A 12,345-nucleotide genomic window follows, 5' to 3' on the forward strand; every position below is an offset into this window, starting at 1 on the left:
CTCCTTGAGGGAATCAGATTCCCTCAAGGAGCCCTTCACGGACGTTCAGGGGATCCGTGAGAAGACCGTCGCCGCAGCGGTGCGGGCGGCCGGGCAAGCCGCCTCGCCGCCCGCACCGCTGGTGTCGACCACGCTCACCGTCGCCTGCTCCGCTCGCCCCGGCGTGGCGGGGGAGGGCTGCACCGTCCGGACCCGGCAGAACGCCCCGTCGGCGGCGACCCGAGCGGTCCGGTTGCCGAGCGTTTCCGCCGGTCCGGCCGGTGCCTGCCGCACCACCGCGAACTCCAGGCTGACCTTGTCGAGAATGCACGAATGCCCGGCGAGTCCGGCCGTCGCGTCGCCGCCCTGCGCGCCCGATCCGCTGAGAATCGCGCAGGAATCCACCCGCCCCCACGACCGGTCGGGCAGTTGCGGATGCCGCACCCGATTGCCGGTCACCGCGTCGAGCACGCCGCCGACCACGTCGTCCGCCGCGGCGCACCGATCCTCCGCACTGCCGCGGTCGTCCCCGTCGGTGATGGAAACGGCCAGCCGGACCCCGTCGGCGAACGTGATGGCCCGCCCGCACGTCCGCTCGGGCACGAAACCGGCCTGCTGAACGGAAACCCCGTCCGGCACCTTGCCCGGGTACGCGTAAGCCTGCACGTTGGGATCGCGCTCAGCCGCGAGCGGCCCGATCGTGACCGTCCGGGGGTGTCCGGCCTGCACGAAGTCCGCTTGGCAGGCGGTGAACGAGGAATCAGGCGTGTCGGCGGTGGAGTTCTTGAGCCGCTTCGGGTCGAGAAGGCTGCAGTAGTCGAGCGTGGCGAAGTCCCCGAGCGCCGAGATCGCGGTCAAGGGCACCGGCGTGGACTGCGCCTGCTCAGTCGGGGCAGACTCCGCGGAACAACCGGCTGTCGCGGCGAGAAGCACCGAAAAGCCGACGGCGAGGACTCCGAGTGGGTTACGCACGGGGTGCAGTATCACCGTGGGTGGCGAAAAATCCAGCCCTCGTCGGGAAATCCCACACTTCGCTGAGTCATCACCGCTGGTCGAAGAGGTTCGAACGGGAAGCGGGGCGTCCGAAAGCCGGACCGCGTTACGCCGCACGAAGGCGCTGGCAAGCTATGGCGGTGCGCGAACAACCCAGCGACCTCGATCGGCCGACCCACGTCAAGGTCGTATTCGACCTCCCTGCCGAGGACGACGATTGGCCGCCGGTGAGCCGCGAAGGGCTGTGGGCGGTCCCGCTCGACCGGCCGGACCACGTACGGCTGGCCAACGTTCCGTGGTTCGTCCGGAACGCGGCCGAAGGCGACGTCTTCCGCGTAGAGCGGGACGAGGAGGGAGTGCTCCGGCCGGTCGAACGGGTGGAATCGTCCGGGAACTGCACCATCCGGATGATCGTCTGGGCGCAGGGCCCGTTCGGCGGCGACCTTGGCCGGGTGATCGACCATTTCGCCCCGTTCGGCTTCGAGGGCGAACAGCTCGGCCAGTTCGGCATGGTGGGGTTCACGGTCCCGCCAGTCGCGAACCTCGCCGAGGCCAAGCGCGCGCTCGACGCGGGCCGGGCAGACGGTTCGTGGGCTTACGAGGAGGGCTGCGTCAGCGAGGAATGGCTAGCGGCCGGACTCTGACCTGCGAGTTCCCGCCCCGACCCCGATTCCTCCCCAATGCCGGACCCCAACCCCTTAGGGGTCCGGACCATCCCGAGGAGCGATGTGCCCGGCCGCCGGACGTGGTGACATGGAGGCACGAACCCAAACGGGAGGGGAACACGATGACCGCACCTGTCACTCACCGGCTGAGCCGGCCGCGGGAGGGGCGCATGATCGGCGGAGTCTGCGCCGGGCTCGCCCGTCGTTTCGGGACCACGCCGGGCAAGGTCCGGGTGCTCGCGCTCCTGTCCTGCCTGCTGCCGGGGCCGCAGTTCGTCGCGTACCTGATCCTCTGGGCCATCATCCCGAGCGACTGAGCGACCACCAGACCACTGTGCTCGATCGGCCCTCTCCCGCCACCAAACGGGAGGGGGTCCTTCTTATTTCCGCTCGGCGGAAAACCGCTCCCAGGCCGATTGCCGCGTCACGCCGAGCGCTTCGCCGATCCGCGCCCACGCCACGCCGCGCGCTCGCAGCAGGTCCACCTGCTCCTGGATCCGCGCGTCCGTCTGCGCGCTGACCTTCGCCATCCGCGGGATGCTCTCCAGGATTTCCTCGTCCGATTTCCGCTCCCACAGCGTCACCTCGGGCGTCCCCGGCTCGTGTTCCCCGGCCAGGATCTGTTCGCACAGTCCGACGCAGCCGTCGCAGATGTAGACCCCCGAGCCGGCGATCAGTTTGGCCACCTCGTCGGCCGGTTTGAGGCAGAACGAGCAGTACGAAGTCATCATGACCTCCCAGTGTCAGGACTAGCCTGACACGTCAGGACCGGCCTGACAAGTCACTGCTGGGAACGCAGCGCTTCGATGACCTCCTCGTCCCAGCGATGCGTCCGGATCAGCCGGTACCGCTCGCACGCGACCCACAGGTACGCCTCGGCCTCGGTGCGGTCGCCGATCAGATCCGCTTGCCGGAGCATCGCCACCACCGGCGTGAATTCCTCGTCGAACCAGCGCTGCGCAATAGTCGCGCGGTCGGTGAAGCGGCCCTCGTCCTGCATGAGCCGGAAACCCCACGCTTCGACGTGCTCGCCGAGCTGGGCGTAGTTCCACGGATCCGTCACCAGCACCGACGCACGAGCGTGCCCGGACAGCGGGACTCGTTCCAGGAACAGCCGCCGGTAGTCCTTCACGATCAGGTCGCCGCGATACCGGATGCCGCTCGGGTTCAGCTTGGTGCGCACGACCGTCACCGAAGCTTCTATTGTGGACAGTCCCTGCGCCAGCGCGACCGAAACTCGGTGGTGGCCGTCGATGATGAAGTGCAATTCGCCGATCCGGTACACCTCGATCGGCGGGATCGCTTCACCGCGGCGGGCGGCCAGCGCGAGGCGTTCCCAGCGTTGCCGGACGCGAGCGGAGGTCGGGCGGAAGCGGCGGTCGAAATCGCGGCTCCGGTCCACGGTGCCGACGATCGAGTCCAAAGTGATCACTCGCGTCCCGATCCGCGCCTCGCTGACGTAACCGAGCGCCTGCACCACCTCGTGGAACGGCAGCATGATGTTGACGTCATCGGGTTCCCGGCGCAGCCACGTGGAAAGCCGCGAGAGCACCTGGCGGCGGCGGGCTCGCAGGAAGTCGTTTTCGGCGTCGGCGCGCGGGAAACCGGTCGGTCGGGTCATCGCGGGAACTCCATCACCTGATAGCCCACCACGTTGCGGATCCGGGTGGGGCCGGCCACGCGGTCGGGCACCGGTTCGCCGTGCGGGTGGATGTGTCCGTGCAGCAGCCAACGCGGCCGCAGGGTGTCGATGGTGCGGTGCAGACAGGTGAAACCTTGGTGCGGCGGGTCTTCGCGGTCGCCGAGATGCCGCGGCGGCGAATGCGTCAGCAGGATGTCGATTCCGTTGCCGTCGCGCCATTTCCGCCACCGGAACCGCCGCTCCAGCCGCCGGGCGCGGCGCGCCTGCTGCCGCTGCGTCCACTGATTCGGGCCGTCGCGGTAGCGGATCGAACCGCCGAGCCCGGCGATCCGCAGCCCGGCGACGTCGACGATCCGGCCGTCGGCGTTGATCCCGCCGGCCGGGCCGGGCCATTCGGTCGGGAAACCGTCCTTCATGGACAGTCCGCCGTAACGGGTGAAGCCGCTCAGGTCCGGGTCGTGGTTGCCCGGGACGAACACGCACGGCACGTCGAGCATGCCGGCGAGGTGCTCGAGATACGCGAACGGCAGATCGCCGGCGGCGACGACGAGGTCGACCCGCAGCGAGCGGACCGCCGGGGTCCACAGCCGCTCGTCGGCCTCGTCGGCCACCACCAGCGCTTTCGGCATGCGCCCAGGTTACGGCGCACGCGGCGTCACTTCATGCCGTGCGCGAACCCGGGGTTGAGCGCGATCATCGCGACGATGCCGACGATCCAGACGAGGCAGAGGGCCAGGGCCCAGAACTTGAGGTTGGACAGCAACCGGGACATGACGAGACAAACCTCCTGCGACCGGGGGAAGAAAAGGGGGACCGCGAGGGCGGCTACAGCCAGCCGTTCTTCCGGAATATTCGGTACAGCAGCAGACAGATCGCGAGAATGACCGTGACCACGATCGGATAGCCGAACTGCCAGTGCAGTTCGGGCATGTAGTCGAAGTTCATGCCGTAGATGCCCGCGATCATCGTGGGCACCGTGATGATCGCCGCCCACGCGGTGATCTTGCGCATGTCGGTGTTCTGCTGCAGCGAGATCTTCGCGACCGTCGCGTCGACCAGGGTGCTGAGCAGTTCGTCGAACGCCGCCACGCGTTCGGAGACGGTGGCGAGGTGGTCGGCGACGTCGCGGAAATACGAGCGGACCTCGTCCGGCACCAGCCGCGTGTAGCCCTCGGCGAGCCGCGACACCGGCGTGGCGAGCGGGACCACCGCGCGCCGCAGTTCGAGCACTTCCCGCTTCATCAGGTAGATCTGCTCGGCGCTCACCGACGACCGCGGCGCGAAGACCTGCGCCTCGATCTCGTCGATGTCCGCCTCGATCCGGCTGGTGACCTCCAGGTAGTGGTCGACCACGTGGTCGGCGATCGCGTGCACGACCGCCGCCGCGCCGAGGGCGAGCCGCTCCGGGTCCTCGTCGAGGTCGCGGCGCAGCCGGGCGAGTCCGGAGTGGTTGCCGTGCCGGACGGTGATCACGAAATCGCGGCCGAGGAACACCATCAGCTCGCCGGTTTCCACGATCTCGTTCGCCGTGGTCGGCGACTGGTGCTCGACGTACCGGACTGTCTTCAGCACCAGGAACAGCGTGTCGTCGTAGCGCTCCAGCTTCGGCCGCTGGTGCGCTTCCAGCGCGTCCTCGACCGCCAGTTCGTGCAGGCCGAAGGTGTCCGCGATGCCCTGGATCTGGTCGGAATCGGGCTCGTGCAAGCCGATCCAGACGAAACCCGCGTGCCGCTTGCGCACCTCGCGGATCGCCTCGGCGTGCGTCCAGCGTCCGGGAAGCCGCTTGCCGTCGACATACACCGCGCAGTCGACGACATAAGCGGACAGCGGCACCGGGATCGGCCGGTCGAGATTGGCCTTGGCCCGGTTGTTGCCGCGGCCGCGAAGGCCGCCTAGCGAGGGAATGGCAGGCATGGGTTCTCCTGGGCGGGCGTCGTGAAGCACGAAGACGACGGCCAGGCGGACTGCGGCGTCCGTCCGGCGGCACCGTGAGTTCCCGGACGCGGGCCTACCAGGAGCGGAAAAGGCCGGCCGGCGAGGCGGGAACGCACGTACTACTAGGGAGCGGACTATCACCACTGCTCATGAGCGGTCCCTCACCTCCTTTCGGCCGGCGCACGCGAGGGCGTGCGAAGTGGCAGGGGTCGCGTTGACGCGCGATCACCGATGGTTGAGGGTACTCCTCACCACGAATACGTGTCGCACCTGGTTCGGCAGGTGTTACCCGGACAGGAGGCGCAAGCGTGCAATTCGGCCGGTATTACGAGGAGTTCGAGGTCGGCGCGGTCTACAAGCACTGGCCCGGCAAGACCGTCACCGAATACGACGACCATCTGTTCTGCCTGCTCACGATGAACCACCATCCGCTGCACCTCGACGCGCACTACGCGGGCGAGACGACGGATTTCGGCAAGAACGTCGTGGTCGGCAACTACATCTACTCGCTGCTGCTCGGCATGTCGGTGCCCGACGTGTCCGGGAAGGCCATCGCGAACCTCGAGGTCGAATCGCTCAAGCACGTGAAGCCGACCTTCCACGGCGATACGATCTACGGCGAGACCGAGGTGCTCGACAAGACCCCGTCGAAGTCCAAGGACGACCGGGGAGTCGTGTACGTCGAGACGCGAGGCTACAAACAGGACGGCACCATCGTGTGCGTGTTCCGGCGCAAAGTGATGGTGCCGAAGCGGTCCTACGGAGACACCCGCGGCGGGGAGCAGCCCGGCCGCCCGACGCCGCACGAGTGATCGATCCGCCGCGAAGAGGAGCACGGGTGGCCATCGCCCTGGAGAAGATCAAGCAGACGTTGCGCAGGTTCGCCGAGGTGGAGGCGCGCGGGGTTTCGCCGCTGTATGACCACCTCGCGACGCACGCGGCCGAGGACGACGACGTCGCCGCGCTGCTGGCCGACGCTCGCGGCGGCGAAGCGCGCGGGACGTTGCTGTTCGCCGCCGCGCACCGGCTGGTGCAGGCGGATCCGATCCACCCGCTGTCGCGGTACTACCCGTCGGTCGGCGGGTTCGACGGCGTCGACAGCGAGACCTGGCCGTTGTTCCGCTCGTTCCTGCTGGAGCGCGCGGACCAGGCCCGCGAGCTCATCTCGACCCGCTACACGCAGACGAACGAGGTGCGCCGCGCCGCGCTGCTGTACCCGGCGGTCGCGGCGGCGGCGAAGGAAGCGGGCGGCAAGATCGCGCTGCTCGAGGTCGGCTGCAGCGCGGGATTGCTGCTGGGGCTCGACCGGTTCGGCTACCGCTACCAGTGCGACGGCGGGGAGCAGCTCACGGCCGGTCCGGCGAAGGCGGCGGTCGGGCTGCACTGCTCGATCGACGTCGCGTCGGGCGCTCGGTTGCCGAAGCTGCCGAAGAAGGTCGCGGTGGCGGCCCGAGCGGGACTGGACCGGGCGCCGGTGGACCTCTCGGACGAGGACGAGCTGGCGTGGCTGGAGGCGTGCGTCTGGGCCGACCAGGTCGACCGGATCCGGCTGCTGCGCACCGCTGCCGCGGAACAGCGGAAGCACGTGCCGGAGCTGATCACCGGGGACGCGGTGGACGACCTGGCCTCGGCGGCGTCGCAGTTGCCGTCGGAACTGCCGTTGGTGGTGCTGACGAGCCACGCGCTGGCGTATCTCGGGGACCGGCGGGCGGATTTCGTGGCCGAGCTGGCGCGGCTGTCCTCGGCCCGGCCGGTGTGGTGGGTGAGCCAGGAGTTCTACCGGGGCGCGCTGGAGATCGTGCTGCCCGGCCGGGACGACCTGTCCTCGGACGGCTCGGCTCCGGACGAGCCCGCGATGGCGGTGCTGGGCCTGACGAGCTGGATAGACGGGAAACCCGAGGCCCGCGCGCTGGCCCGGACGGCGCCGCACGGGCAGCGGATGACCTGGCTGCCCTGAGCTGTCCCGGGCGTGGCCGGGCCGGTGATCCCCGGCTCGGCCGCGCCCTGCGCTCGTCGGCGCCCTGAGTAACCTGTGTCACATTCACCCCATCAGTCACATCGGCCCGCCCGCGCCGAGACGGCCGGACCGATGCGCGTTCCGCGATATCGAATACGCGTTCCGCGCATTTTCCGTGCTCATCGCGGATAGCTGAACGACGGGGAAACTTTCCGACAACTCCGCAATCCGTTCCGAATCCCGGACACGGTATGCGGCAATGCGGAAATAACCGCTCCGGGTTACGCGGCGGGCAACTCATTCCAGTCACGCAGAGTCACCAGGAGCTGGTCCACCAGGTGGCCCGCTTCGTCTAAATTGACCAGTTCGGCCGAGTTGACCCACCGTGCGTCGGAGGCGTCGTCGCCCGCGGTGAGGATTCCGCCGGTCCAGGTGCATTCGTAGTCGTGGATTTCGTACCGGCCGCGCACGACCGAACCGGCCAGTGTGTGCGGTCTCACGTCCAGCCCGGTCTCCTCGCGAAGCTCCCGGACCACGGCCTCGTGGTCCGTTTCGCCCGGTTCCACCCGGCCGCCGGGCAGCGACCACTGGCCTTTGCCGGGATCGTTCGCGCGCCGGATGAGCAGGAGTCTGCCCTGGTCGTCGAACACAATGCCGCCGACGCAGCGCACGAGGCCGTCCATGCCGCGACGGTAGCCGACCCCGGCCGCGCCCCCTAGCGTTCGGGAACCTGTACACGGAGAGTAGCCGTACGGTACACTTCGAGCGGCTGGCTGACCCATGCGCGGGACTTTCCTCCCGCGTGGGTGGTCAGTGCGGTACAACGTAGAAAGTCAGTTTTCCGGGTGTCATGGAAGAGACGGGATTGATCGCTGTGAACGCGAAGAAGCTTGCGGGACTCGTGGGTATCGCGTTGGTGCTGTTCTTCGTGATCGCCCAGCCGGGACATGCCGCGGGACTTGTCAGCAATATTGTGGAGTTCCTGCGCAGCTCGGCCGAATCGGTGATCACGTTCGTCAGCAACGTCTTCCACTGACGACAGGGGATACCCTCGGACCATGTTCGCGCCACGCGACCCTGACGAGTACCTCCTCGACACGGAGCGGCGGGTCATCCGGATCCGCCGCCATTGGGCGGTGCTCCTCTGGGACACGTTCGAGGCAGCCGCGCTGCTGATCGTGTGCGTGCTGGTGTCGTATCTGCTGCCGCCCTCGATGTGGGTGGTGCAGAACATCCTCTGGTACGTCGCGCTGGCGGTGGTGCTGCGGTTCGCCTACGTGATCATCGAATGGTGGGTCGAACGGCTGGTCGTCACCGACAAACGGTTCGTGATGACCACCGGCGTCTTCACCACCAAGGTGCTGATGATGCCGATCAGCAAGGTCACCGACCTCACCTACCAGCGTTCGGCCTGGGGCCGGATGCTGGGCTACGGCACGATGGTCGTCGAATCGGCCGGGCAGATCCAGGCGCTGAACCGGATCGACTACCTGCCGCGGCCCGAGGAGTTCTACGACACGATCTCCGAGCTCGTGTTCGGCGACAAGCAGAAGCAGGCCGAACGGTTCTCGATGATCAAGGCGCAGCGCGCGGCGCGGGGCAAGAAGCCGGTCGGCTGACGCCGGAGCGCGTCGGCACTGGTCCCGGCGCCGAGGTGACGCAGCGCATCGTCGAGAATGGGTCCGATGCGCATCGACCTGCACGCCCACTCCACGGCCTCCGACGGTACCGACAGCCCTGCTGAGCTCGTCGGCGCTGCCGCGCGTGCCGGTCTCGACGTCGTCGCGATCACCGACCACGACACCACCGCGGGCTGGGAACCGGCCGCCGCGGCCCTGCCCGCCGGGCTGACGCTGGTGCCGGGCGCGGAACTGTCGACGGTCTCGGTCGACCCGGACACCGGTTACGAGATCAGCGTGCACCTGCTCGCGTACCTCTTCGACCCGGCCGCGCCCGCGATCGTCGCGGAACAGACGCGGCTGCGCGTCGAACGGCGCACCCGGTTGCGGCGGATGGCCGAGCGGATGGCCGCCGACGGCCTCCCGGTCGACGCGGACGAGATCCTGGGCCTGCTCCCGGAGGACTCGCCCGCCGGACGGCCGCACCTCGCGCAGGCGCTCGTCCGCGCCGGGCTGGTCAGCTCCGTCGACGAAGCGTTCAGCGACTACCTGCACAGCCGCCGCGGCTACTACGTCGCGCGCCGCGACACGCCGGTCGAGGAAGCGATCGACATGGTCACCGCGGCCGGCGGGGTCACCGTGATGGCGCATCCGTTCGCGTTCAGCCGCGGCGCGACGATCAGCGAGGACACCCTGCGCGACCTGGCCGCCCGCGGGCTGACCGGCGTCGAGGTCGACCATCCCAACCACGATCCGGCCACCCGGGCGCGCACCCGCGAGCTGGCCGACGAGCTGGGCCTGGTCCGCACCGGGTCGAGCGACTACCACGGCACGAACAAGACGATCGGGCTCGGTCAGGAGACGACCGAACCGGACCAGCTGGAGGAATTGGTGGGGCGGGCGACCGGCTTCCAAGTGGTGAAGGGCTGAGATGGCCGTCTCGGATTTCTTCGACGCGAAGCTCTTCATGAGCGCGACGATCACCCTCGTCGTGATCATGGACCCGCCGGGCACGGTGCCGGTGTTCCTGAGCCTGGTCGGCCGCAAGCCGATGGCCACGCGCGTGAAAGCGGCCCGGCAGGCGGTGCTGGTGTCGCTGCTGGTCATCTCGCTGTTCGCGGTGGCCGGGCAGGCGATCCTGGCGTATCTGGGCATCGGCATCCCGGCGTTGCAAGGCGCGGGCGGTCTGCTGCTGTTGCTGATCGCGCTGCAACTGCTCACCAGCAACGCGGGCAGCAATGAGCCCGAGGCGGCCGAGGACGTCAACGTCGCTCTCGTCCCGCTCGGCACGCCCCTGCTGGCCGGTCCCGGTGCGATCGCGGCGACCATCGTGTTCGTCCGGCAGGCCGACGGGCATCTCGGCGCCTACATCGCGCTGGCGCTCGCGATCGTGACCGTGCATTTCGTGCTGTACACGTGCATGCGCTTCTCCGGCGTGGTCATCCGGCTGATCAAGGAAAGCGGCATCACGCTGCTGGCGAAGATCGCCGGTCTGCTGCTCGCCGCGATCGCCGTCGAGCTGGTCGCGAATTCGGTGCAGGGCTTCATCGCGGGCGGCTAGCCCGGCGGCCCGCGCCGGAAAGTGTCGGTGGGGGTGCGTAGCGTGGGCGGCGATGGAAGGGGGCGGCGTGAAAGAACAGCTGGGGTTCGACTTCGGCGTCGAGCAACCGCAGCGGCTCACCAAGGTGTCGCCGGCGCGGCTGAGCACCTTTGACGATTGTCCGCGCCGGTACCGGCTGGCGTATCTGGATCGGCCGACGCCGCAGCGCACCGGGCCGTGGGCGCACAGCACGCTGGGCGCGGTGGTGCACAACGCGTTGCGTGCGCTTTTCGACCTGCCGGTGGCGAAACGGACGCCGCAGCGGGCGATCGCGCTGGTGGCCGAGCACTGGAAGGACGCCGGTTTCGCGGACGACGACCAGGCCGCGCGCTACCGTGCGCGCGCGAAGGGCTGGGTCGCGGAGTACGTGGAGGACAACGACGTCAGCGACGATCCGGTGGGATTGGAACGCTGGGTTTCCGCCCCGGTCAGCACCACCGGCGGCCGCCCGACGATGATCATCGAAGGCCGCGCCGACCGGATCGACCAGCGCGGCGGCGAACTGGTGATCGTGGACTACAAAACCGGCCGCCGAGCTCCCGACGAACACGAGGCCCGGGCTTCGCAGGCGTTGGCGATGTACGCCGTCGCCGCGTCGCGCACTTTGCGCATGCCGTGCACGAAGGTCGAGTTGCACCATTTGCCGTCCGGCACGATCGCCGCCGCGGACCACACGCCGGAAACCTTGAAGCGGCACCTGGAACGCGCCGAGGAGACCGCCGGGGATTTGCGGGTGGCAGCAGATACCCTGGACGCAGGCGGCGACGGAGACGTGTTGTTCCCCGCCCGCCCCGACCGCCGCTGCGCATGGTGCGACTTCCGCCCGAGCTGCGTGGCGGGACAGCAGACCGCCCCTGCCGCGCAACCGTGGGATTTGCTTGCGCCGTAGGGGTTTCCCGAGATGTGGATTGGACCCGAGGATCGTGGCGTCACCGGACATTGAGGAAACGGCCCGTGGCGGGGTTGCCAGTGCGCGGGGGTCTGCGGCGGGCCGGAGTGCTGTGGGTGATGGATCGGTTCGTGGTGCTGTGGTTGAAGATCATGACGCAGCGGCCGAGGAACGCGGCGCGCGCGGGACGGTGGCTCAGGAGCGGAGTGTCCGCGGTGCCGTGGGGAAGGACATTGCCGCGGTGAGGAGTAGCCGGGTCGGGGATGGACGTTCTGTGGGTGGGGCCCGCGATGGTGACGCGGGCAGAAACGGCAGTGCTGCAGTGAACAGCGGCGAGTCGAACGGTGCGGCGGAGGATTACGCGGCTGTCGACGGCACGTCGGGTGTCGCTGACTTGGCAGGCGCGACCGGTGATGTGGAGGATCGCGCGGCTATTGGTCGTGATGCCTCGCTTCGGGAAGCCGCGAATGACCGCGCGGCAACGAGGCGCACGGCCGCAGTTATCCATGACTCAGGGGCAAACGGTCGTACCGTGAGCAATGCGGGAGAGGCTCGGTCTGTCTCGGCATCCGATGCTGCGGTTATCCATGGCTCGGCGTCGGCCAACGGCGCGGGAACTGATCGTGAGACTGTGGTTATGCATGACACGGCATCGCCCAACGGTGCGGAAACCAACGGCGCAACTGCGGTTATCCATGAAACCCCCACCCGCGACAACGCGACCGCAGGCGACGAAGCGGCAGCCAAGGCAACCCCCGAACGTCATGAGTCATCCGCGGGGCGCAAGCCCCGGGGAAGGTGGTGGCATGGGTTCACCGGCTCGGTCGCTGCGGGGATGGCCGTCCTTGCCGTAGGGGTGCTGATCGTGGGCGTGTTGTGTCTCGTGAACGGCGCACCAGGGCCTGGCGTGCTCAAGCTAGTCGGGCATCCGGTCGCGGCGGTGATTATGCTTGCGCTGCAACGGATTGCCGACCGTCGCGCTGGAAAGGCGGCGGTGGCGGCGGGGGTTGGCGTGCTGGTCGTCGCGGGGGTGGCGTTCAGTCTGTTGTGGTGGTTCTGACCAGGA

The 12,345-nt window shown here is 68.7% G+C and carries 15 protein-coding genes and 1 pseudogene; 10 read left to right on the top strand and 6 right to left on the bottom strand.

Features of this window, described 5'->3' with window-relative positions; genetic code table 11:
- Positions 1-45 precede the first annotated feature (45 nt).
- Positions 46-951 (bottom strand): hypothetical protein, encoded by a 906-nt coding sequence (locus SSMG_RS03755; RefSeq protein ID WP_199785788.1) that lies wholly within the window; start codon positions 949-951, stop codon positions 46-48.
- Between the two features lie 161 nt (positions 952-1,112).
- Here SSMG_RS03755 and SSMG_RS03760 point away from each other — a divergent pair, with 161 nt between their 5' ends.
- Positions 1,113-1,616, top strand: coding sequence for a DUF4265 domain-containing protein (locus SSMG_RS03760; RefSeq protein WP_158687985.1), 504 nt, complete (start codon positions 1,113-1,115; stop codon positions 1,614-1,616).
- Between the two features lie 143 nt (positions 1,617-1,759).
- Positions 1,760-1,954, top strand: a complete 195-nt coding sequence (locus tag SSMG_RS03765) for a PspC domain-containing protein (protein WP_009072943.1) — start codon at positions 1,760-1,762, stop codon at positions 1,952-1,954.
- A gap of 297 nt (positions 1,955-2,251) precedes the next feature.
- Here the strand turns inward: SSMG_RS03765 and SSMG_RS46620 are convergent.
- From SSMG_RS46620 to corA, 4 genes and pseudogenes are all read right to left on the bottom strand, one after another.
- Positions 2,252-2,368, bottom strand: a pseudogene (locus SSMG_RS46620) (ClpX C4-type zinc finger protein); the annotation flags it as partial.
- 50 nt (positions 2,369-2,418) lie between these two features.
- Positions 2,419-3,258 (bottom strand): chromosome partitioning protein ParB, encoded by an 840-nt coding sequence (locus tag SSMG_RS03775; RefSeq protein WP_009072947.1) that lies wholly within the window; start codon positions 3,256-3,258, stop codon positions 2,419-2,421.
- Complete coding sequence (locus tag SSMG_RS03780; protein WP_009072949.1) at positions 3,255-3,908, bottom strand: metallophosphoesterase; 654 nt, start codon at positions 3,906-3,908, stop codon at positions 3,255-3,257. Before SSMG_RS03780 ends, SSMG_RS03775 begins: the two co-directional genes overlap by 4 nt.
- A gap of 196 nt (positions 3,909-4,104) precedes the next feature.
- On the bottom strand, positions 4,105-5,193 hold the full coding sequence (gene corA, locus SSMG_RS03785; protein ID WP_009072950.1) for a magnesium/cobalt transporter CorA: 1,089 nt from the start codon (positions 5,191-5,193) through the stop codon (positions 4,105-4,107).
- Between the two features lie 329 nt (positions 5,194-5,522).
- On the opposite strand from corA, the gene SSMG_RS03790 reads away from it, so the two are divergent.
- Both SSMG_RS03790 and SSMG_RS03795 read left to right on the top strand, forming a co-directional pair.
- Positions 5,523-6,026 (top strand): MaoC family dehydratase, encoded by a 504-nt coding sequence (locus SSMG_RS03790; protein ID WP_009072952.1) that lies wholly within the window; start codon positions 5,523-5,525, stop codon positions 6,024-6,026.
- Between the two features lie 26 nt (positions 6,027-6,052).
- Complete coding sequence (locus tag SSMG_RS03795; RefSeq protein ID WP_009072954.1) at positions 6,053-7,171, top strand: DUF2332 domain-containing protein; 1,119 nt, start codon at positions 6,053-6,055, stop codon at positions 7,169-7,171.
- Positions 7,172-7,452: 281 nt separating this feature from the next.
- On the opposite strand, the gene SSMG_RS03800 is transcribed toward SSMG_RS03795, so the two are convergent.
- Positions 7,453-7,854, bottom strand: coding sequence for an NUDIX hydrolase (locus tag SSMG_RS03800; RefSeq protein ID WP_009072956.1), 402 nt, complete (start codon positions 7,852-7,854; stop codon positions 7,453-7,455).
- Between the two features lie 182 nt (positions 7,855-8,036).
- Here SSMG_RS03800 and SSMG_RS03805 point away from each other — a divergent pair, with 182 nt between their 5' ends.
- The 6 genes from SSMG_RS03805 (at position 8,037) to SSMG_RS45940 (ending at position 12,339) form a co-directional block, all read left to right on the top strand.
- Entirely contained in the window at positions 8,037-8,207 is a 171-nt protein-coding gene (locus tag SSMG_RS03805; RefSeq protein ID WP_086024945.1) for a hypothetical protein, read from the top strand.
- A 22-nt stretch (positions 8,208-8,229) separates the two neighbouring features.
- On the top strand, positions 8,230-8,790 hold the full coding sequence (locus SSMG_RS03810; RefSeq protein WP_009072960.1) for a PH domain-containing protein: 561 nt from the start codon (positions 8,230-8,232) through the stop codon (positions 8,788-8,790).
- 66 nt (positions 8,791-8,856) lie between these two features.
- Positions 8,857-9,720 (top strand): PHP domain-containing protein, encoded by an 864-nt coding sequence (locus SSMG_RS03815; RefSeq protein WP_199785789.1) that lies wholly within the window; start codon positions 8,857-8,859, stop codon positions 9,718-9,720.
- A 1-nt stretch (position 9,721) separates the two neighbouring features.
- On the top strand, positions 9,722-10,351 hold the full coding sequence (locus tag SSMG_RS03820; RefSeq protein ID WP_009072963.1) for a MarC family protein: 630 nt from the start codon (positions 9,722-9,724) through the stop codon (positions 10,349-10,351).
- Between the two features lie 67 nt (positions 10,352-10,418).
- On the top strand, positions 10,419-11,279 hold the full coding sequence (locus SSMG_RS03825) for a PD-(D/E)XK nuclease family protein (RefSeq protein WP_009072965.1): 861 nt from the start codon (positions 10,419-10,421) through the stop codon (positions 11,277-11,279).
- 322 nt (positions 11,280-11,601) lie between these two features.
- Entirely contained in the window at positions 11,602-12,339 is a 738-nt protein-coding gene (locus SSMG_RS45940; protein WP_199785790.1) for a hypothetical protein, read from the top strand.
- Positions 12,340-12,345 lie beyond the last annotated feature (6 nt).

Source organism: Streptomyces sp. AA4 (assembly GCF_000158875.1).
Taxonomy (GTDB): domain Bacteria; phylum Actinomycetota; class Actinomycetes; order Mycobacteriales; family Pseudonocardiaceae; genus Amycolatopsis.

Coding starts and splice junctions, on each gene's coding strand:
- SSMG_RS03765 (WP_009072943.1), top strand. CDS start 1,760: ATGACCGCACCTGTCACTCACCGGCTGAGCCGGCCGCGGGAGGGGCGC.
- SSMG_RS03775 (WP_009072947.1), bottom strand. CDS start 3,258: ATGACCCGACCGACCGGTTTCCCGCGCGCCGACGCCGAAAACGACTTC.
- SSMG_RS03780 (WP_009072949.1), bottom strand. CDS start 3,908: ATGCCGAAAGCGCTGGTGGTGGCCGACGAGGCCGACGAGCGGCTGTGG.
- corA (WP_009072950.1), bottom strand. CDS start 5,193: ATGCCTGCCATTCCCTCGCTAGGCGGCCTTCGCGGCCGCGGCAACAAC.
- SSMG_RS03800 (WP_009072956.1), bottom strand. CDS start 7,854: ATGGACGGCCTCGTGCGCTGCGTCGGCGGCATTGTGTTCGACGACCAG.
- SSMG_RS03810 (WP_009072960.1), top strand. CDS start 8,230: ATGTTCGCGCCACGCGACCCTGACGAGTACCTCCTCGACACGGAGCGG.
- SSMG_RS03815 (WP_199785789.1), top strand. CDS start 8,857: ATGCGCATCGACCTGCACGCCCACTCCACGGCCTCCGACGGTACCGAC.
- SSMG_RS03820 (WP_009072963.1), top strand. CDS start 9,722: ATGGCCGTCTCGGATTTCTTCGACGCGAAGCTCTTCATGAGCGCGACG.